The sequence below is a fragment of the Delftia tsuruhatensis NBRC 16741 genome (assembly GCF_001571325.1).
GTDB lineage: Bacteria > Pseudomonadota > Gammaproteobacteria > Burkholderiales > Burkholderiaceae_C > Comamonas > Comamonas tsuruhatensis.
This window is the reverse complement of record NZ_BCTO01000029.1, coordinates 24,954-42,618: the sequence shown is the minus strand read 5'-3', so window position 1 is coordinate 42,618 and position 17,665 is coordinate 24,954. Positions and strand designations below refer to the sequence as shown.

At 67.3% G+C, this 17,665-nt stretch carries 19 protein-coding genes and 1 tRNA gene; 7 read left to right on the top strand and 13 right to left on the bottom strand.

The features are described 5' to 3' along the window. Nucleotides 1–3 precede the first annotated feature (3 nt). The 4 genes from DTS01S_RS15110 to DTS01S_RS15095 all read left to right on the top strand — a co-directional run bounded on the left by DTS01S_RS15110 (nucleotide 4) and on the right by DTS01S_RS15095 (nucleotide 2,590). Nucleotides 4–852: a DNA adenine methylase gene (locus DTS01S_RS15110; protein ID WP_061288000.1), complete on the top strand. Its 849-nt coding sequence runs from the start codon at nucleotides 4–6 to the stop codon at nucleotides 850–852. A gap of 81 nt (nucleotides 853–933) precedes the next feature. Continuing rightward, nucleotides 934–1,116, top strand: coding sequence for a hypothetical protein (locus tag DTS01S_RS15105; RefSeq protein WP_061287999.1), 183 nt, complete (start codon nucleotides 934–936; stop codon nucleotides 1,114–1,116). 13 nt (nucleotides 1,117–1,129) lie between these two features. Next, nucleotides 1,130–1,339: a hypothetical protein gene (locus tag DTS01S_RS15100; RefSeq protein WP_061287998.1), complete on the top strand. Its 210-nt coding sequence runs from the start codon at nucleotides 1,130–1,132 to the stop codon at nucleotides 1,337–1,339. A gap of 192 nt (nucleotides 1,340–1,531) precedes the next feature. Further along, nucleotides 1,532–2,590, top strand: coding sequence for a tyrosine-type recombinase/integrase (locus tag DTS01S_RS15095; protein ID WP_061287997.1), 1,059 nt, complete (start codon nucleotides 1,532–1,534; stop codon nucleotides 2,588–2,590). Nucleotides 2,591–2,615: 25 nt separating this feature from the next. Here DTS01S_RS15095 and DTS01S_RS15090 read toward each other — a convergent pair. The 5 genes from DTS01S_RS15090 to tolB form a co-directional block, all read right to left on the bottom strand. Continuing rightward, nucleotides 2,616–2,691, bottom strand: a tRNA-Lys gene (locus tag DTS01S_RS15090). Between the two features lie 68 nt (nucleotides 2,692–2,759). After that, nucleotides 2,760–3,587, bottom strand: coding sequence for a tRNA threonylcarbamoyladenosine dehydratase (locus DTS01S_RS15085; protein WP_016446826.1), 828 nt, complete (start codon nucleotides 3,585–3,587; stop codon nucleotides 2,760–2,762). Then, nucleotides 3,587–4,369 (bottom strand): tol-pal system protein YbgF, encoded by a 783-nt coding sequence (gene ybgF, locus DTS01S_RS15080; RefSeq protein WP_017405548.1) that lies wholly within the window; start codon nucleotides 4,367–4,369, stop codon nucleotides 3,587–3,589. Before ybgF ends, DTS01S_RS15085 begins: the two co-directional genes overlap by 1 nt. Next, nucleotides 4,369–4,911: a peptidoglycan-associated lipoprotein Pal gene (gene pal / locus DTS01S_RS15075; protein ID WP_016446824.1), complete on the bottom strand. Its 543-nt coding sequence runs from the start codon at nucleotides 4,909–4,911 to the stop codon at nucleotides 4,369–4,371. The genes ybgF and pal overlap by 1 nt, the downstream gene beginning before the upstream one ends. A gap of 78 nt (nucleotides 4,912–4,989) precedes the next feature. Then, complete coding sequence (tolB, locus tag DTS01S_RS15070; RefSeq protein ID WP_016446823.1) at nucleotides 4,990–6,309, bottom strand: Tol-Pal system beta propeller repeat protein TolB; 1,320 nt, start codon at nucleotides 6,307–6,309, stop codon at nucleotides 4,990–4,992. 189 nt (nucleotides 6,310–6,498) lie between these two features. On the opposite strand from tolB, the gene msbA reads away from it, so the two are divergent. Then, nucleotides 6,499–8,316, top strand: coding sequence for a lipid A export permease/ATP-binding protein MsbA (gene msbA, locus DTS01S_RS15065; RefSeq protein WP_016452860.1), 1,818 nt, complete (start codon nucleotides 6,499–6,501; stop codon nucleotides 8,314–8,316). Between the two features lie 55 nt (nucleotides 8,317–8,371). On the opposite strand, the gene DTS01S_RS15060 is transcribed toward msbA, so the two are convergent. The 6 genes from DTS01S_RS15060 to mltG all read right to left on the bottom strand — a co-directional run bounded on the left by DTS01S_RS15060 (nucleotide 8,372) and on the right by mltG (nucleotide 13,288). After that, on the bottom strand, nucleotides 8,372–9,097 hold the full coding sequence (locus DTS01S_RS15060) for an ankyrin repeat domain-containing protein (RefSeq protein ID WP_016446821.1): 726 nt from the start codon (nucleotides 9,095–9,097) through the stop codon (nucleotides 8,372–8,374). Further along, on the bottom strand, nucleotides 9,094–9,900 hold the full coding sequence (locus DTS01S_RS15055) for a TatD family hydrolase (protein WP_017405546.1): 807 nt from the start codon (nucleotides 9,898–9,900) through the stop codon (nucleotides 9,094–9,096). The genes DTS01S_RS15060 and DTS01S_RS15055 overlap by 4 nt, the downstream gene beginning before the upstream one ends. A 96-nt stretch (nucleotides 9,901–9,996) precedes the next feature. Continuing rightward, on the bottom strand, nucleotides 9,997–10,356 hold the full coding sequence (locus DTS01S_RS15050; protein WP_016446819.1) for a PilZ domain-containing protein: 360 nt from the start codon (nucleotides 10,354–10,356) through the stop codon (nucleotides 9,997–9,999). Nucleotides 10,357–10,484: 128 nt separating this feature from the next. After that, a complete protein-coding gene (locus tag DTS01S_RS15045) occupies nucleotides 10,485–11,534 on the bottom strand; it encodes a DNA polymerase III subunit delta' (protein ID WP_016446818.1) in 1,050 nt (349 codons plus the stop codon). Further along, the gene (gene tmk / locus DTS01S_RS15040) at nucleotides 11,531–12,217 is read right to left on the bottom strand and encodes a dTMP kinase (protein WP_016452861.1); all 687 of its coding nucleotides are present in this window, start codon (nucleotides 12,215–12,217) and stop codon (nucleotides 11,531–11,533) included. The genes DTS01S_RS15045 and tmk overlap by 4 nt, the downstream gene beginning before the upstream one ends. Nucleotides 12,218–12,286: 69 nt before the next feature. Further along, nucleotides 12,287–13,288, bottom strand: coding sequence for an endolytic transglycosylase MltG (gene mltG / locus DTS01S_RS15035; RefSeq protein WP_016446816.1), 1,002 nt, complete (start codon nucleotides 13,286–13,288; stop codon nucleotides 12,287–12,289). Between the two features lie 46 nt (nucleotides 13,289–13,334). Here mltG and ygfZ point away from each other — a divergent pair, with 46 nt between their 5' ends. Beyond that, nucleotides 13,335–14,282, top strand: coding sequence for a CAF17-like 4Fe-4S cluster assembly/insertion protein YgfZ (gene ygfZ / locus DTS01S_RS15030; RefSeq protein WP_061287996.1), 948 nt, complete (start codon nucleotides 13,335–13,337; stop codon nucleotides 14,280–14,282). 35 nt (nucleotides 14,283–14,317) lie between these two features. Here ygfZ and DTS01S_RS15025 read toward each other — a convergent pair whose 3' ends face one another. Continuing rightward, nucleotides 14,318–15,181: a YbgC/FadM family acyl-CoA thioesterase gene (locus tag DTS01S_RS15025; RefSeq protein ID WP_013802704.1), complete on the bottom strand. Its 864-nt coding sequence runs from the start codon at nucleotides 15,179–15,181 to the stop codon at nucleotides 14,318–14,320. Nucleotides 15,182–15,227: 46 nt separating this feature from the next. Further along, entirely contained in the window at nucleotides 15,228–16,232 is a 1,005-nt protein-coding gene (locus tag DTS01S_RS15020) for an alpha/beta hydrolase (protein ID WP_017405542.1), read from the bottom strand. A gap of 272 nt (nucleotides 16,233–16,504) precedes the next feature. On the opposite strand from DTS01S_RS15020, the gene DTS01S_RS15015 reads away from it, so the two are divergent. Next, nucleotides 16,505–17,641 carry an iron-containing alcohol dehydrogenase gene (locus DTS01S_RS15015; protein WP_016446813.1) on the top strand — a complete coding sequence of 379 codons (1,137 nt, stop codon included), beginning with the start codon at nucleotides 16,505–16,507 and terminating at the stop codon, nucleotides 17,639–17,641. Nucleotides 17,642–17,665: the final 24 nt, after the last annotated feature.

The window sequence follows — 17,665 nt, the reverse complement described above, 5'->3', positions numbered from 1 at the left end:
AATATGAACCAAATCAAACGCCCCGCTCTTCGCTACCACGGCGGCAAGTACCGACTCGCCCCGTGGATCATTGAGCACTTTCCCAAACACCGCATCTACACGGAGCCGTTCGGCGGCGCGGCGAGCGTGCTGCTGCGCAAACCACGCGCCGCGCTGGTCGAGGTCTACAACGACCTGGACCGGGAAATCGTCAGCCTTTTCGAGGTGTTGCGCGATACCGATCTGTCCCAGCAGCTCGCGGTGGCCCTGCAGTTCACACCGTTCGCGCGCGAGGAATTCGCCCTGGCCTACGAGCACACCGAAGACGTGATCGAACAGGCGCGGCGCACCGTGTCCCGTTCGTTCATGGGCTTCGGCAGTTGCTCTGCCAGCGGCACAAAGAGCGGATTCCGAGCGAACGGAAATAGGCAATCAGGCCATCCGGCACGCGACTGGGCCAACTACCCGGCGGCAGTGGCCACCTTCTGCGAACGGCTGCAGGGCGTCGTGATCGAGAACCGCGACGCTATCGACTTGATGCTGCAGCACGACAGCCCGCAGACTTTGCACTACTGCGACCCGCCCTATGTCCACGAAACGCGCTCGGCGCATGTGGTGCGCCCAGGAAAAGGCTACCGCCACGAGATGACCGACGAGGACCACCGCCGGCTCGCGGGCACCCTCAACGAGCTGCAGGGTATGGTGATCGTTTCTGGATACCACTGCGACCTGTACACCGAGCTGTATGACGGGTGGGAAGTGCGCGAGCGGGCGGCCCTGGCCGACGGCGGACGCGAGCGCGTAGAAGTGCTTTGGCTCAACCACGCATGCACCACTGCGTTGCTGCGCGCGCCAGGCGACCTTTTCGACTGAATACATCCGGCTGCCCAGGCGGCCTCCCCCATCTCTGCTCCATGGCCCGCCCAGTGCGGGCCGCTTCATTTCGGCATCGACATGTCCAAGACCACACCCCAGAAGCCCTACACCCCTCCCAGCAACTGCTACCAGGGCACGGAGCTGAAACCGCATCCAGGCCTGCCGGCCTCGCGCATGTGCGCCTTCACGCTGCCCAGCCGCGTCGGCGGACAGCTGTACTACCCGACTCCCTCACGCCGCGTCGAACCCTTCCCTGCCTGATCTGGAGCCTCCGATGACGATGATCAACACACCTCTGGTGCTGCTGGCACAGCAGTGCGGCGGCACCTTTCACACACCCGGGCCGACGCGCGCCATTCGCGGCATGTGCTTCACCTTCGAGCAGTTGGAAACACTGGCGGAGCAGCTGCGCTCGAAAGCACCTGCGTCGCCCAACGCCCACCAGGCACAGGCACCGGAACTGGCCGCGATGCCGAATGAGTGAAACCGCGCTCACCCTAAAACAGGCAGCCGAACGACTGCAGGTTTCCTACGGAACCATCTTCGAAAGGCGGCATGAGATCGCCTTTCGCCTACCCGGATCGCGCATATGGCGCATCTGGCCATCCGCCCTTGCTGCTCTCAACAAACCTCGCAACAATGTCACCCGGCTATCGTTGCGGAACCAGGATAGTGAATGCCCATCCGCAAAGATCAAACTTCCGGAATCTGGTGGATCGATCTACGCACGCCAAGCGGCGAAAGAGTTAGACGATCTTCTAAAACGACCGAGCGCAAGGCAGCTCAGGAGTACCACGACCGCCTGAAAGCGGAGATGTGGAGGCAGGACAAGCTGGGGGAGCAGCCGCAGCGGCTTTTCGAGGAAGCTGCCGTTCAATTCCTCCGCGCCTCTGCTGGACAGAGCGACTACGACACCAAGGTTCGGCACGTCGCGTATTGGCGCACCGTCTTCGGCGGCAGGCCCATCAGCTCTTTAACAAGCGACGTCATCCTTGACAACCTGCCCACGCACTTCGTGCGCCACGGCTCAACGGTGCAGCGGCCCACGTCACAGAGCACCAAGAACCGGTACATCGCTACCCTGCGAACCCTGCTCAACATGTGCGAGAAGATGCAGTGGTTGGGCCGTGCGCCCATTCTCAGCAACTACCGGGAGCCTGCGGTTCGAATTCGGTTCCTGACCCGCCAGCAGGCACGCGCCTTCATCATGGCCTTGTCTCAGGACTGGATGCGGGACATCTGCCGCTTCGCCCTTGCCACTGGCATGCGAAGCGCAGAGATCCTCACGCTGACCTGGGATAAGGTGGACCTCAAGCGCTCGACGGCTTGGGTCAGCGCCGACGCCTCCAAGTCGGGTTCCGCGCGAGTGGTTCCGCTCAACAGCGAAGCGCTCGACGTGCTGAACGCGCGCCCCAAAGGCGTCAATGTCTTCACGCGGCCTACCGGGGCACCTGTGAAGCAGGTCGATGCGCGAATTCTTGCCCGGGCCTTCGCCGCTGCCGGTGTCGAAAATTTCCGCTTCCATGACTTGCGGCACACCTGGGCCAGCTGGCATGTCCAATCCGGCACGCCCCTCTTCGTGCTGAAGGAGCTGGGAGGCTGGAAGACGCTGGAGATGGTGAAGAAATATGCCCACCTGGCGCCGGAGCATCTGGCCCAGTACGCAAACGCGGTCATGTTTTGGTCAGAGCAGACCCCCGACGACAAGAAAAAAGCCCTTACGCTTGTGGCGTAAGGGCTTGATTTCATTGGTGTTTATTTGGTGGGTCCTGCGAGATTCGAACTCGCGACCAACGGATTAAAAGTCCGCTGCTCTACCGACTGAGCTAAAGACCCGAACCACGCTTTGCATGCATCAGATGCTGCTCAGCGAAGACATAGATTCTAGCACCAAATTTTACGCCTCAATTCTTGATGCGGCTCAGTTGATCGATGATCCAGCCTGCGGCGCATTGGCCGAAGGTGGCGGTGACGGTTACCACCGAGCCGTAGCCGTGGCAGTTGAGCGTGCCGTCGCCTTCGATGGCGCAAGAGGCATCGGGCGGGGCGACGGCCTCGCGGCTGAAGACGCAGGCGATGCCGATGCGCTTGCCTTCCTTGGGTGCGCCATGCTCGCGGCGCAGGCGGTAGCGCAGTTGGGCCAGCAAAGGGTCGTGCGTGGTGGCGCTGAGGTCTTCGATGTCCACCTTGTGCGCCAGGCGCTTGCCGCCGGCCGCTCCGACCGAAATGAAGCACTGGCGCGTGGCGCGCGCATGGGCGGCCATGGCAGTCTTGGCCTTGACCTGGTCACAGGCGTCGATGACGGCGTCCGCGTTCTGGGGCAGCAGGCGCAGCCAGTTGTCCGGATCCACGAAGTCGTCGATGCAGTGCACGCGGCAGGCCGGGTTGATCTGGGCAATGCGCTCGCGCATGGCTTCGATCTTGGCCTGGCCCACGGTGGTGGAGAGCGCGTGAATCTGGCGGTTGATGTTGGACTCGGCGACATGGTCCATGTCGATGAGTGTGAGCTCGCCCACACCGCTGCGCGCCAGCGCCTCGGCGGTCCACGAACCCACGCCGCCGATGCCCACCACGACGACGTGTGCGGCGCGGATGCGCGCGGCGCCCGGCACGCCATACAAGCGCTCCAGGCCGCCGAAGCGGCGCTGCAGGTCGGCATCAGAAAAAACAGCGCCTGCTTCAGGCGCTGTCTTGTCTTCTCCCGGAAGGGATGAAGAGACCGTGTCGTTCATCACTTGAGACTGGCGAGACGGTTCTTGGCCGCGGCTGCGGCTTCGGCGTTGGGATAGGCCTTGATCAGGTCTTCCAGCGTCTTGCGCGCGCCCTTGGTGTCCTTCATCTCGATCTGGCAGTTGGCGATGGACAGCGCCGCCTCCGGCGCCCGGCCATGCATGGGGGCTGCCGCCAGCAGCGCGCGGAAGTTGGAGATCGCGTCCTTGTAGTTGCGATTGGCGTACTGCGCGTTGCCCAGCCAAAAGCGTGCCGAGGGCACGTAGCCGCTCTTGGGCCACTGGTTCAGGAAGGACGAGAATGCCGTGCCGGCTTCGGCAAAGCTGCCTGCGCGGAACTGCGCCAGCGCGGCTTCGAAGTCGCGCTTCTCTGCCGGGTCGGCCGCGAATTCCTGGCCGTCCACCGTCACCGTGACCGGCTCGAACTGGCGCAGGCGCTCGTCCACGCCCTTGGCGATGTCGCGCTGGCCGCGCTGCAGCTCGGCCACATCGCGCAGCAGCTGCTCGTTCTGGCCGCGCAGCTTGGCTTGCTCGGACTTGAGCTGCTCGATCTGCGACTGCAGTTCGAGCAGGCCACGGCGCGTTTGCGCGCTTTCCTCGGTCATGCGCTGCTGCGACTGCTGCATGCTGTCGACACGCTGGCGCATTTCGAGGATGGCGCGGCGCGCCTCGTCATCGCCGAACAGCGCGGCATGGCCGCTGGCGGCGTAGCCGGCCATCAGGCCGGCAGCCAGCAGCGTGCGCAGCGCGGTGCGATGCAGGATCGGGGAGCGCTGCATGTTCATCAACGGTAGGACAGTTCAGCGCGGCGGTTTTGCGCGTAGGCGTCTTCGGAATGGCCTTCGGAGGCAGGCTTTTCCTTGCCGTAGCTCACGGCTTCCATCTGCGCGTCGCTCACGCCCAGCAGGCCCAGCGAGCGGCGCACGGCTTCGGCGCGCTTTTGGCCCAGGGCCAGGTTGTATTCGCGGCCGCCGCGCTCGTCGGTATGGCCTTCGATCTGGACCTTGCGTGCAGAAGACGCCTTCAGGAAGCGTGCATGGGCTTCGATCTGGGGCTGGGCGTCGGCCTTGACGACGTAGCTGTCGAAGTCGAAGTAGACGATGCGGCTGACGCCCTGGGGACCTGCCTTGTCGGCAGCCGAGCCGGTCAGGTCCACGCCCGAGATGCCGCTTTGCGAGGTGCTGCCGGTGCCGGCACCGCTGCCCTGGCCCGTGCTGGAGGCGCCCGCGTCGGTGACCGGGGTTTCGTCGAGCTTGACGCCCGAGCTGCAACCTGCCATGAGTGCGGTGACTGCAAGTGCCAGGGAAAGTCGTTTGATGGTGATCATGAAAAATCTCCGTATGTCCGGATGGACTTCGTGCTGAGTTGACTTGTTGACTGAAAAGAAATCGAGGAAGCCGGGCTATCACTGGCGCTGGAACGGACCCCAGTCGGGCTCGCGGATGTCTCCGCCCTGCCCTGCCAGCCGCGCCTTGATCTTGCCGTCCAGCGTGGTGGTCATCAGGGACTCGCGGCCCTGCTGCAGCGTGGCGTAGACGATCAGGCGGCTGTTGGGAGCGAAGCTGGGGCTTTCGTCCGCCGTGGTGTCGGTGATGGCATTCACGGTGCCGGTGCCCAGGTCCATGACGTGGAGCTTGAAGCCGCCGCCCACGCGCGAGATGTACGCAAGCCACTTTCCATCGGGGCTGACACTGGGCGAGATGTTGTAGTTGCCGGTGAAGGTGACGCGCTCCGCGCTGCCGCCGGAAGCCGGCACCTTGTAGATCTGCGGGGCGCCGCCACGGTCGCTGACGAAGTAGATGGAGCGGCCGTCGCTGGAGAAGTTCGGCTCGGTGTCGATGCCGCTGCTTTGCATCAGGCGGCGGGGCTCGCCGCCCTGGGCGCTGATCAGGTACAGCTGCGAACCACCATCACGGCTGAGCGTGACGGCCAGCGAGTTGCCATCGGGAGCCCAGGCCGGCGCGCTGTTGGAGCCCCGGAAGTTGGCGACCAGGCGACGGCGGCCGCTGGCCACATCGTGCACATAGACCACGGGCTTGCGCGACTCGAAGGACACATAGGCCAGCTGGGTGCCGGTGGGCGACCAGGCGGGCGAGATGATGGGTTCCGGGCTGGACAGGGCGGACTGCGCGTTCTCGCCATCGGCATCGGCCACCCACAGGCGGTAGTTGCTTCCTGCCTTGGTCACGTAGGCGATGCGTGTGGAGAACACGCCTTTCTCGCCCGTGAGTTTCTCGTAGATGTAGTCGGAGATGCGGTGGGCCACCAGGCGCAGGTCGCCGGTGGTGACGGCAAAGCCCTGGCCGCCCAGGTCCTGGCCCTTGACCACGTCCCAGAGGCGAAACCGCACGTCGTAGCGGCCATCGGCCAGGCGCGTGATGCTGCCCACGGCCAGGGAATCTGCGCTTTTCTGGCGCCACATGGCGACATCGGGGCGCGAGGTTTCATCGAGTTGCACGCCGGCCGTGTCCACGGCGCGGAACTGACCGCTGCGCTCCAGGTCGGCCTGGATGATGGCCGAGATCTTCTGGGGCGCCTGCCCTTCTCCCTTGAATGCTGCAATGGCGATGGGCAACTGGGTCAGGCCCACGCCCGTCACTTCGACGCGGAACTGGGCCAGCGCGGGAATTGCAGGAGTGGAGGCAAGAGCGGCCAGCAGGGTTCGGCGCGAAGGGCGCGGCACGGCCGCCAGGGAGGAAGGAGAAAGGAGTCGGTCAATAGTCATTGGCATTCATCAATATCTACGGGAAGACCCCGGTACTTGCACAGGTGCGAATGTTACACACACTGGATGCGTCACGATGTAAGAACGTGCACTGTAGGGTCTGTCGGCCCAGGCTTTGTCGATCCCCGCCAGCCGCATCGGTTCCCCATGGGGCAGCCCCAGGCAAGCCCGCCGTAAAATCCGCGCTTCATGCACGCACCATCCTCACCGCCGCCGGCCCCTGCGCCGTCCGCCGCACCGGCGGCCCATGATCTCGCCAGCACCCTGACCCTGTCGCAGCGCCTGAAGCGCCTGTCCCCCTATTTTGGTGGTCAGCGCCTGGCCTGGACGATGGCCGTGGCCGCCACGCTGGTGGGTGCGGTCACCGAGCCGTTGATACCGGCATTGCTGCAGCCGCTGCTGGACAGCGGCTTCACCGACGGCACGCTGCCCCTGTGGTCGGTGCCGCTGGCCATCATCGGCGTGTTCCTGGTGCGGGGCCTGTCGCAGTTCGTGGGCCAGTACGCGCTGGCGCGCATTGCCAACGAGGGCATGCTGGCGCTGCGCAGGCGCCTGTTCGAGCGGCTGCTGGCGGCCGACATGGCCTTGTTCTCGCGCCAGTCGGCCTCATCGCTGTCCAACACCGTGGTCTATGAGGTGCAGACCGGCTCCACCCTGCTGGTGCAGGCCATGCTGGGCATCTCGCGCGATGGCTTCACCCTGGTGGCGCTGCTGGGCTACCTGCTGTATCTGAACTGGCAGCTGACGCTGGTGGTGGCCGCCGTGGTGCCGGGCGTGGCCTGGATCATGAAGACGCTGTCGCGCCGCCTGTACCGCATCACCAAGATCAGCCAGGAGGCCACGGACTCCCTGGCCTATGTGGTGGAGGAGAACGTGCTGGCCCACCGCATGGTGCGCCTGCATGGCGCGCAGCAGGGCCAGCAAAAGCGCTTTGGCGGCCTGAGCGGGCAACTGCGCAAGCTGGCCATCAAGGCCACCATCGCCTCTGCCGCGATGACACCGCTGACCCAACTGCTGGCCGCTGCTGCCCTGTCGGCCGTGATCTGCATCGCACTGTGGCAAAGCCGGGGCACGGGCGCCGCCGCGGCCAATGTGCAGGATGTGACGGTGGGCAGCTTCGCGGCCTTCATCACGGCCATGCTGATGCTGATTGCCCCCATTCGCCGCCTGGCCGATGTGGCCAACCCCATCACGCGCGGCGTGGCGGCGCTGGAGCGCGGCCTGCATCTGCTGGAGGGCTCGGGCGACGAGACCGGCGGCACCCAGGTGCCCGGCAAGGCGCGTGGCGAGATCGAGCTGCGCGACGTGTCCGTGCAGTTTGGCGAGGACAAGGCGCCCGCCCTGAGCCATGTGGACCTGCGCGTGCGCCCCGGCGAGGTGGTGGCCCTGGTGGGGCCGTCCGGCGCCGGCAAGACCACGCTGGTGAACCTGCTGCCGCGCTTTCTGCAGCCCACGGATGGGCAGTTGCTGCTGGACGGCACCCCCCTGCCCGAATGGGATCTGGCCGCCCTGCGCCAGCAGTTCGCCATGGTCAGCCAGGATGTGGTGATGTTCAACGACACCATTGCCGCCAATGTGGCGCTGGGTGGCGTGGAAGACGAGGCACTGCTGTGGGCGGCGCTGGACGCCGCCAACCTGGGCTCGCACGTGCGCGGCCTGCCCCAGGGCCTGCAAACGGTGGTGGGCCACAACGCCAGCCAGCTGTCCGGCGGCCAGCGCCAGCGGCTGGCGATTGCGCGGGCGCTGTACAAGGATGCGCCGGTCCTGATTCTGGACGAGGCCACCTCAGCACTGGACAACGAATCCGAGCGCCTGGTGCAGGAGGCGCTGACACGGCTGATGCAGGGCCGCACGACCCTGGTCATCGCCCACCGGCTGTCCACCATCGAGCATGCCGACCGTGTGGTGGTGATGGAGCGCGGCCGCATCGCCGAGCAAGGCACGCATGCCGAACTGCTGGCGCGCGACGGGCTGTATGCCAGGTTGAGCAGGAACCACGCCACCTGAGCGGACAGGATTGGGGGCGGCCATGCCGCTTTCGCTTGCGGCTTGCAGCTGGCGGCTACCAGCTCCCGCGCGAGGGCTGGGTCTTGCGTTCGGCCTTGATGGCCTTGGTGAGTTTGTCGACCATGTATTGGCGGTCCACCTGCCTGGCGAAGTCGGCGGCGGTGAAGCCGCGCTGGTTGCGCAGGATGACGTCGGCGCCTTCGGCGATGAGCAGGTCCACCACGGCTTCGCTGCTGTACTGGGCAGCCAGCATCAGCGGCGTGGTGCCGTTGGGCGATTCGGCGTCGATGTAGGCGCTTTTGTCCAGCAGCAGCTTGATGATGTCCAGCGTTTGGGGCAGGTCGGCCGAGGTGGCGTAGTGCAGCGGTGTCCAGCCGGGGCGGTTGACATCGGCGCCCCGGCGTATGAGTTCCTTGGCCAGGTCCAGGTGGCCCTTGATGCAGGCCATCATCAGCGGCGTTTCGCCCTGCTGCGAGGCTTCGTTCACCTTGATGCCGGGGGACTTGAGCAGCACGTCGAAGACGCCCAGTGAGCCCTGGTGCAGGGCCGCAACCAGACCCGGGCGGCCGCGGGTGTCGCGCGTGTTGGGATCGAAGCCGCGAAAGATCAGGTTGACCATGGCGCGCTCGTTGTCGCTGACGATGGCACGCACGTAGTCGTCGTACTGGCTGGCATGCGCCAGCCCGGCACCGGCTGCAGCCACGGCCGTCAGGGCGCGGCCGGCCCGGGCCAGCCAGCGGCGACGGTCCACGCGGCCGACGGCCGCAGCATTCAGTCTCATGCGACAACCCCCTTGAAAAGCTGATCGAAGTTGGCACTGGTCAGGGCCGCCACCTCCTCGACCGGAATGCCGCGCACCTGTGCAATCTGCTGGGCCACGTACGGCACATACGACGGATTGTTGGTCTTGCCGCGATAGGGAACGGGCGCCAGATAGGGGCTGTCGGTCTCGATCAGCAGGCGGTCGGCCGGCACGAAGGCGGCCACGTCGCGCAGGTGCTGGGCGTTCTTGAAGGTGACGATGCCCGACATCGAGATGTAGTAGCCCAGGTCCAGCGCCGCGCGCGCGACCTCCATGGTCTCGGTGAAGCAGTGGAAGACACCGCCGGCCTGGCCTGCCGAGCCGTCCTCGCCTTCTTCGCGCAGGATGGCCAGCGTGTGGTCCGAGGCACTGCGGGTGTGGATGACCAGGGGCTTTTGCGTCTGGCGCGCCGCGCGGATGTGCACGCGAAAGCGCTCGCGCTGCCACTCCAGGTCGGCAATGGTGCGGCCGCCCTTGCGGTCTTCCATGCCGTAGTAGTCCAGGCCCGTCTCGCCGATGGCGACCACGCGCGCCAGCGCGGCGCGCTCCACCAGGTCGCCCACGCTGGGCTCGGTCATGTGTTCGGTGTCGGGGTGCACGCCCACGGTGGCCCAGAAATTGTCGTGGTCCAGCGCCAGCTGGTGCACATCGCCGAACTCCTCCATCGTGGTGCAGATGCACAGCGCGCGGGTGACACGCGCGGCCGCCATGGCCTCGCGGATCTCGGGCAGGCGGCTTTGCAGCTCGGGGAAGTTCAGATGGCAGTGGGAATCGGTAAACATGGAATCTCGTGGTTCAGAAACAGCCATGCCGACCCGGGAGCTGTCCTCCCTGTCGGCATGCATGGCAGGCAGGTGCACCTGAAACAGGTGCAGCCATCAGACCGTCTGCGTGGCCTTGTCCGAGCTCAGCGCCGCGCCCAGGATGTTCTCGATCTTGGCCTTGAGCTCGGCGGATTTCTCGTCCTTGGGAAACTGTATGCCTATGCCCTGCGTGCGGTTGCCCGAGGCGCGTGCGGGCGTGATCCACGCCACGCGACCGGCCACGGGATAGCGCTGGGGCTCGTCGGGCAGGGTCAGCAGCACGTAGACATCATCGCCAAGACGGTACTCACGCTGCGTGGGCACGAAAACGCCCCCTTCTGCGAACATGGGAATGTAGGCGGCGTACAGCGCGGCCTTTTCCTTGATCGCCAGTTGCATCACGCTGGGACGGGGTGTGGAGGGTGCGGTGCTCATGGATGGTTTGCAGACATTGGTTCGGTGAGCGGCCGGCGCAATCGGCACCGGGCCCAGGGCCGTAGGTTAACAGGCCGGGCTTTCATGTGGCGAAAAGCGCCTGGCCATGTTCTCCCGTGCCCCGCCCTTCATGCCCGGCGCTGGCGGGCAGGCTGGCCGGACATGAGCACGCGCCGCGCCTCTGCGGCCAGGGCTTCTGCCATGAGGCCTGCGTTGAAGGGATGGTCGGCCGTGCGCGCGGCCTGGGCCAGGGTTCGCGACCATTCGGCCAGCAGGCCCATGTCCAGCGGCCGCGAAGGCAGGTCGGCCGGCGTGAAGTAGCGCGGCGCGGCGCCTGCGGCCAGCGCCATCAGGTCGTGGCAGATCTTTTGCAAGGCCTCCACGGCATGGGGCGGCGCGTAGGCGGCCAGGGCCGCCACATCGCCCTTGGCCAGCGCACGCGGCAGCTGTGACCACGACGCCATGTCGCTGCCGCCACCGCTTTGCGCCAATGCCAGTGCATCGCCGGGCCGCCCGCCTGCTGCGCGCAGCGCCACGGCGGCCGCTTCAGGGGGCACGCCCTGCGTGTCCAGCCAGGAAAGGGCCTCTTGCTGATCCGGCCAGGCCATGGTGTGGATCAGGCAACGGCTGCGAATGGTGGGCAGCAGCTGGTGCGATGCCTCGCTGGCGAGCACGAAACGCGCATCGCCTGGCGGCTCCTCCAGCGTCTTGAGCAGCGCATTGGCCGTGATGGCATTCATCTGCTCGGCCGGATAGACCAGCACGGCCTTGCCGCGCCCGCGCGCACTGGTGCGCTGGCAGAACTCCACGGCGTCGCGCATGGCCTCGACACGGATTTCCTTGCTGGGCTTGCGCTTCTTGTCGTCGATGTCGGCCTGGGCCTTCTCGGGCAGGGGCCAGCCCAGCGCCATCATCTGCACCTCAGGCATGAGCACGCACAGGTCGGCATGGGCGCGCACGTCGATGGCATGGCAGCTGCCGCAGTGGCCGCAGGCGCCCTGCGGCGACGGCGACTCGCACAGCCAGGCACGCACCAGTGACAGCGACAGCGCGTACTGCCCCAGGCCCGAAGGCCCCTGCAGCAGCCAGGCATGGCCGCGCTGTGCGAGCAGGCGTGTGCGCTGTTCGGCAATCCAGGAGGTGTCGGTCTCGGCCGGCTGTGGCAGGGCTTCGTTCATGCCGCACCTCCCTGGCCGCCGACCATGATGGCCAGCCAGCCCCGGCGCACCATGACCTGCGTGATCTGCTGCCAGACCGCATGCCGGCTGGCGTTGGAGTCGATGCGGGCAAAGCGCTGGGGCGCTGCTGCAGCGCGCGACGCATAGCCCTGGGCCACGCGGGCGAAGAAGCTGCCGGGTTCGGACTCGAAGCGGTCCGGCACGCGGGCCGAGGCCAGGCGCTCGGCGGCCACCTCGGCGGGCAGGTCGAACCAGAGCGTCAGGTGGGGCTCGCGCAGCAGATCGGGCTGGGGGGCGGTGCCCGTCTGCACCATGCGCTCCAGCGTGGCCAGCGGCTGCAGGTCGAAGCCACGGCCTGCGCCCTGGTAGGCAAAGGTGGCATCAGTGAAGCGGTCGCAGAGCACGACCTCGCCGCGCGCCAACGCGGGCTCGATCACCTGCACCAGGTGGTCGCGTCGCGCGGCAAAGGCGATCAGCGCCTCGGTCAGCGGGTCCATGGCGTCGTGCAGCATCAGCGCGCGCAGCTTTTCGGCCAGCGGCGTGCCGCCGGGCTCGCGCGTGAGCGTCACCGTGCGGCCCTGGTCACGGAAAGCCTGGGCCAGCGACGCGATGTGCGAGGACTTGCCGGCGCCATCGATGCCTTCGAAGCTGATGAACAGGCCGGCGGGGGTTGCAGTGGTCATATGGAAAGAGAGGATACGCAAGCGCTGCGCAGAGCGCAGCAGCCCTGGGGAATATGTCAGGGCTTTTGCTCAGGGCTTTTGCTGGCCGCGCTGGTAGCGGTTGACGGCGCGGTTGTGCTCGTCCAGCGAGGCACTGAAATGGCTGGTGCCGTCTCCGCGCGCCACGAAATACAGCGCCTTGGTCTGGCTGGGCTGCACGGCGGCCATGAGGGCGGCCTTGCCGGGCATGGCGATGGGCGTGGGCGGCAGGCCCGCGCGGGTGTAGGTGTTCCAGGGCGTGTCGGTCTGCAGGTCGCGGCGGCGCAGGTTGCCGTCGAATTTCTCGCCCAGGCCGTAGATCACGGTGGGATCGGTCTGCAGCAGCATGCCGATGCGCAGGCGGTTGGTGAACACGCCTGCGATCTGGGCACGGTCGGCCGCGCGGCCGGTTTCCTTCTCGACGATGCTGGCCAGGGTCAGGGCCTCGTCGGGGCTCTTGAGTGGCGTGTCGGCCGAGCGCAGCGCCCAGACATCGGCCAGGCGCCGGTCCATGGCATGCAGGGCCCGGCGCAGCACGGCCAGGTCGGAGCTGCCCTTGGCATAGGTATAGGTATCGGGGAAGAACCGGCCCTCCGGCGCCACCCCGGGACGGCCCAGGGCCTGCATCAGGGCCGCATCGTCCATGCCCGCGCTTTCCTGGCGCAGGAATTCCTCGCGGGCCAGGGCTGCGCGCACCTGGCGCCAGTTCCAGCCCTCGACCAGGGTCAGCGCCTTGAGCGATTCCTCGCCACGCGCGAGCTTTTGCAGCAGCACATAGGGGGTCAGGCCCGTGGTCAGTTCATAGTTGCCGGCCTTGATCTGCCGGTCCTGCCCCGAGACGCGGAACCAGGCATACAGCAGCCGCGCATCGGTCTGCACCCCGGCCTTGACCACTTCGCGGGCGACGCCGCGCGGCGTGGTGCCGGGTTCGACCTCCAGCTCCAGCGTGGGCTGGGACAGCGGCAGGGGCTGGTTCAGCCACCACCAGCCGGCACCGGCCAGCACGGCTGCCAGCACCAGCAGCATCATCAAAGCGCGAAAGATAAAGCGCACAACCTCGGTCCAAGCAAGCAATAGAGCGGCTGATCATAATTCAGCCATGACCCAGCCTTTACTGAACGGCATCGCCCCCGTTTCCCATCTCGGCGTGATACGCGCCCTCGGCGAAGACGCCGCCCCATTCCTGCATGGCCAGCTGACCAACGACTTTGCGCTGCTCGATCTGCAGCATGCGCGTCTGGCGGCGTTCTGCACGGCCAAGGGCCGCATGCTGGCCAGCTTCATCGGCTTCAAGCGCAGCAAGGACGAGATTTTGCTGGTCTGCGACCGCAGCCTGCTGGCACCCACGCTCAAGCGCCTGTCCATGTTCGTGCTGCGCGCCAAGTGCAAGCTCAGCGATGCCACGGCCGAATTCACGCTCCACGGGCTGGCTGGCGATGCCGCCGTACAGGCCCTGGGCCCGGCAGCCGTGCCCTGGACCAAGACCGATGACGGCGACGCCAGCCTGATCGCCCTGTACCCGGCCGCCGGCCAGCCGCGCGCCCTGCGCGTGGCCCCTGTCGGTGCGCCCCTGCCCGTAGGCCCCGCACTCAGTGAGGCCGATTGGCTCTGGAGCGAAGTCGCCAGCGGCATCGCCACGCTGTCGGCACCCGTGGTCGATGCCTTCGTGCCGCAGATGCTCAACTACGAATCGGTGGAAGGCGTGAATTTCAAGAAGGGCTGCTACCCGGGTCAGGAGGTGATGGCCCGCAGCCAGTTCCGGGGCACGCTCAAGCGCCGCGCCTACATCGCCCATGCCCAGCAGCCGCTGTCAGCCGGCATGGAAGTCTTCACGCCCGAGGATCTGGAGCAGGCCACCGGCACCGTGGTCCAGGCCGCCCCGGCGCCCGGCGGGGGCTGGGACGCCATTGTCTCCATGCAGATCAGCTCGGCTGAGCAGCGCCTGCTGGCCCACGCCGCCCTGGGCGAGGGCCAGCGCGCCGATGCCGCGCAGGCCGTGGCGCTGCAGCTCAAGCCCCTGCCCTACGCGCTGCGCGAGGACATTTGAGATTTGGGCCTTGCACCGCCTGAGCTGCCTGCAGCTCAGGCGGTGAGTACTTTCCTCATGGTGATGTGGGGAATGCCGGCCTCTTCATAGGGCTCGCCCTCGGGCGTGAAGCCCGCGCGCAGGTAGAACGACTCGGCATGGCGCTGCGCGTGCAGCACGACTTCGCGGTCGCCGCGCTGGCGGGAGGCCTCCACCAGGCTGTCCAGCACGATGCGGCCCCAGCGGCCGCCGCGCACGCTGCGGTCCACGGCCATGCGGCCGATCCTGCCCGCGCCGGGGCTGTCGCTGACCAGGCGGCCGGTGGCAATGGGCTGGCCCAGGCCGTTGTAGACCACGGCGTGGCGGGCCACGGGGTCGAACTCGTCGATCTCGATCTCGCGCGGCACGCCCTGCTCGTGCACGAACACGGCCAGGCGCAGGCGCTCGGCGTCGCGGCCCAGGTCGTTCCAGCTGCCCGATGCCACGCGCACCACGCTCTGGCCGGCCTCATAGGCCGTGAGCACGTCGCGCAGCTGCTGCGGCACGGGCAGCGGCTGGCGCGTGGTGGCATCGGCGAACACATAGACCAGTTCCACGGTGTTGAGCAGTTCCATGCCCCGGAAGATGCCGGCCTCGAACAACAGCGAGGTATTGCCCTGCCTGGCACAGCGTATGCCCACATGCAGCACGTCGCCCAGCGTGGCCGATGCGTGGTAGGTGGTGGTGGCCTTCTTGACGAACAGCTCGCCGCCCAGGGCCGCGAAGGATGACTCATAGGGCATGCCCAACTGGCGCCAGTAGTCGGTGACGGCCACGTCGGCGTACATCAGGTAGTGGGCGTTGAAGACGATCTTCTGGGCGTCCACTTCGGACCAGCGCACTTCGATGCGTTGCAGCGTGCGGAAATCTTGGCGTTGCATGGGTTTTTCTCTCCTGTTGTCTTGGGTGTCTTGGATGCCCTGGCTCTCAGGCCGCGAAGGCGTCGGCCAAGGCGCGCGCCATGTCGGCATGTGCACGGCGCGCTTCGGCAATGGCGCGGCCCATCTTGACGAATTCATGGGTCACGCCCCGGTAGATCTCCAGATCCACGGGCACGCCCGACATGCGCAGCTTGTCGGCGTATTCCACGCCCTCGTCCACCAGCGGGTCGCATTCGGCCAGGCCTATCCAGGCCGGGGCCACGCCGTCCACGTCAGGCGCCAGCAGCGGGGCGAAGCGCCAGTCCTCGCGGTCGGCAGGGCTGTTGAGGTACTGGGCAAAGAACCAGGTGATGGCCGGCTCGTCAATGACCAGCCCGTGGGCGAAACGGCGGTGCGAGTCAGTGTCCTGGTGGGCCGTCGTGCCCGGGTAGATCAGCAGTTGCAGGGCCAGCTTCAGGCCTGCATCGCGCGCATGGATGGCGCAGGCTGCGGCCAGCGTGCCGCCCGCGCTGTCGCCGCCCACGGCCAGGCGTGCAGGGTCGGCGCCCAGCAAGGCGCCCTGCGAAGCCAGCCATTGCAGCGCATCCCAGGCGTCGTTGTGGGCCGTGGGGAATTTGTGCTCGGGCGCGCGCCGGTATTCCAGCGAGATCACCATGGCGCCCGAGAGGTGGGCCAACTGGCGGCACAGCACGTCGTGCGTGGCCACGCTGCCCACGGTGAAGCCGCCGCCATGCAGGTACAGCAGCACGGGCAGGCCAGAGGCCGGTGCCTGGGCACGCTCCTCAGGCGCATAGAGCCGAGCGGGCAGCAAGGCGCCATCGCGCGCGGGAATCTGCAGGTCCTCGACACGCGGCAGGACGGGCTTGGGAATTTCGAGCACGCCGGCGCCCGCCTCATAGGCGGCGCGCGCACCCTCGGCGCCCAGCTGGTGCATGGGCGTGCGTGCGGCGCGCTCCATGCGGCGCAGCACATCGCGCATCTGGTGGGTCAGGGACGCCGGCAGCGGCGTGGCGTGGGGGCGGGATTCGGGCTGGGGCACGTTCAGGAGCAAGTTCAGGGACAGGTTCGATCGGAGCCATCTGGCAAGGCAATGCGGCGCGGCCGGCAAGGCACGGCAGGCGCCGCGCAGCAGGCATTGTGCCGCGAGCACAAGGCCCTGGCAGCCATGCGATGGCAGTGCACGCCCGTGCTGTCGCCCCCGTGACCGCGCAGGCGCCCTCTCAGGGTTTGCTTTGTTTGCAGTGCAGCACGCGCGGTCTAGATTCGGCGCACTCCCCCTGATCCCCACCACGGGCCGCAGCGGCCCGCAACGAGTCACCGACCATGGCTTTCATCAACTACGTCACCCAGATCCAGTTTGACTTCGGCGCCGTGCGCCTGTTGCGCCAGGAGTGCGAGCGCGTGGGCATCACGCGGCCGCTGATCGTCACCGACCAGGGCGTCAAGGCGGCCGGCGTGCTGCAAAAGGCGCTGGATGGGCTGGGCGACATGCCGCACGCAGTGTTCGACCAGACGCCCTCCAACCCCACCGAGGCCGCCGTGCGTGCGGCCGCTGCGATCTACCAGGAGCAGCGCTGCGACGGCCTGATCGCCGTGGGCGGCGGCAGCGCCATCGACTGCGCCAAGGGCGTGGCGATTGCGGCCACGCACGAAGGGCCGCTGTCGCACTACGCCACCATCGAGGGCGGCTCGCCGCGCATCACCGAGCGCGTGGCACCGCTGATTGCCGTGCCCACCACCAGCGGCACGGGCAGCGAGGTGGCGCGCGGCGCCATCATCATCGTGGACGACCACCGCAAGCTGGGCTTTCACAGCTGGCACCTGGTGCCGCGCGCCGCCATCTGCGATCCGGAACTGACCTACGGCCTGCCCGCCATGCTGACGGCCGCCACGGGCATGGACGCCATCGCCCACTGCATGGAAACCTTCATGGCAGCCGCCTTCAATCCGCCTGCCGACGGCATTGCGCTGGACGGCCTCACGCGCGGCTGGGCGCACATAGAACGCGCCACCCGCAATGGCCAGGACGCCGAGGCACGCCGCCAGCTGATGAGCGCCAGCATGCAGGGCGCCATGGCCTTCCAGAAGGGCCTGGGCTGCGTGCACAGCCTCAGCCACAGCCTGGGCGGCGTGAACCCGCGCCTGCACCACGGCACGCTCAACGCCATGTTCCTGCCCGCCGTGGTGCGCTTCAATGCCGAGGCCGAGAGCGTGCGCGCCGAACAGCGCCTGCAGCGAATGGCCCACGCCATGGGTCTGGCCTCGGGCAGCGACATTCCCGAAGCCATACGCGACATGAACGCCCGCCTGGGCCTGCCCACGGGCCTGGCCGCCATGGGCGTGGAGCGCGCCCAGTTCGCGGCCGTGATCGGCGGGGCGCTCAAGGACCATTGCCACGGCACCAACCCGCGCCTGGCCAGCGCCGACGACTACGAGCAGATGCTGGCCACCTCGCTGTGAGCCGCCGTAGCCGCTGTGAGCGGG

What these genes read in the sequence shown, in the direction of transcription:
- DTS01S_RS15110 (WP_061288000.1), top strand. Translation starts at nt 4, where the DNA reads ATGAACCAAATCAAACGCCCCGCTCTTCGCTACCACGGCGGCAAGTAC.
- DTS01S_RS15105 (WP_061287999.1), top strand. Translation starts at nt 934, where the DNA reads ATGTCCAAGACCACACCCCAGAAGCCCTACACCCCTCCCAGCAACTGC.
- DTS01S_RS15100 (WP_061287998.1), top strand. Translation starts at nt 1,130, where the DNA reads ATGACGATGATCAACACACCTCTGGTGCTGCTGGCACAGCAGTGCGGC.
- DTS01S_RS15095 (WP_061287997.1), top strand. Translation starts at nt 1,532, where the DNA reads ATGCCCATCCGCAAAGATCAAACTTCCGGAATCTGGTGGATCGATCTA.
- DTS01S_RS15085 (WP_016446826.1), bottom strand. Translation starts at nt 3,587, where the DNA reads ATGAACGACACGGTCTCTTCATCCCTTCCGGGAGAAGACAAGACAGCG.
- ybgF (WP_017405548.1), bottom strand. Translation starts at nt 4,369, where the DNA reads ATGAACATGCAGCGCTCCCCGATCCTGCATCGCACCGCGCTGCGCACG.
- pal (WP_016446824.1), bottom strand. Translation starts at nt 4,911, where the DNA reads ATGATCACCATCAAACGACTTTCCCTGGCACTTGCAGTCACCGCACTC.
- tolB (WP_016446823.1), bottom strand. Translation starts at nt 6,309, where the DNA reads ATGACTATTGACCGACTCCTTTCTCCTTCCTCCCTGGCGGCCGTGCCG.
- msbA (WP_016452860.1), top strand. Translation starts at nt 6,499, where the DNA reads ATGCACGCACCATCCTCACCGCCGCCGGCCCCTGCGCCGTCCGCCGCA.
- DTS01S_RS15060 (WP_016446821.1), bottom strand. Translation starts at nt 9,097, where the DNA reads ATGAGACTGAATGCTGCGGCCGTCGGCCGCGTGGACCGTCGCCGCTGG.
- DTS01S_RS15055 (WP_017405546.1), bottom strand. Translation starts at nt 9,900, where the DNA reads ATGTTTACCGATTCCCACTGCCATCTGAACTTCCCCGAGCTGCAAAGC.
- DTS01S_RS15050 (WP_016446819.1), bottom strand. Translation starts at nt 10,356, where the DNA reads ATGAGCACCGCACCCTCCACACCCCGTCCCAGCGTGATGCAACTGGCG.
- DTS01S_RS15045 (WP_016446818.1), bottom strand. Translation starts at nt 11,534, where the DNA reads ATGAACGAAGCCCTGCCACAGCCGGCCGAGACCGACACCTCCTGGATT.
- tmk (WP_016452861.1), bottom strand. Translation starts at nt 12,217, where the DNA reads ATGACCACTGCAACCCCCGCCGGCCTGTTCATCAGCTTCGAAGGCATC.
- ygfZ (WP_061287996.1), top strand. Translation starts at nt 13,335, where the DNA reads ATGACCCAGCCTTTACTGAACGGCATCGCCCCCGTTTCCCATCTCGGC.
- DTS01S_RS15025 (WP_013802704.1), bottom strand. Translation starts at nt 15,181, where the DNA reads ATGCAACGCCAAGATTTCCGCACGCTGCAACGCATCGAAGTGCGCTGG.
- DTS01S_RS15015 (WP_016446813.1), top strand. Translation starts at nt 16,505, where the DNA reads ATGGCTTTCATCAACTACGTCACCCAGATCCAGTTTGACTTCGGCGCC.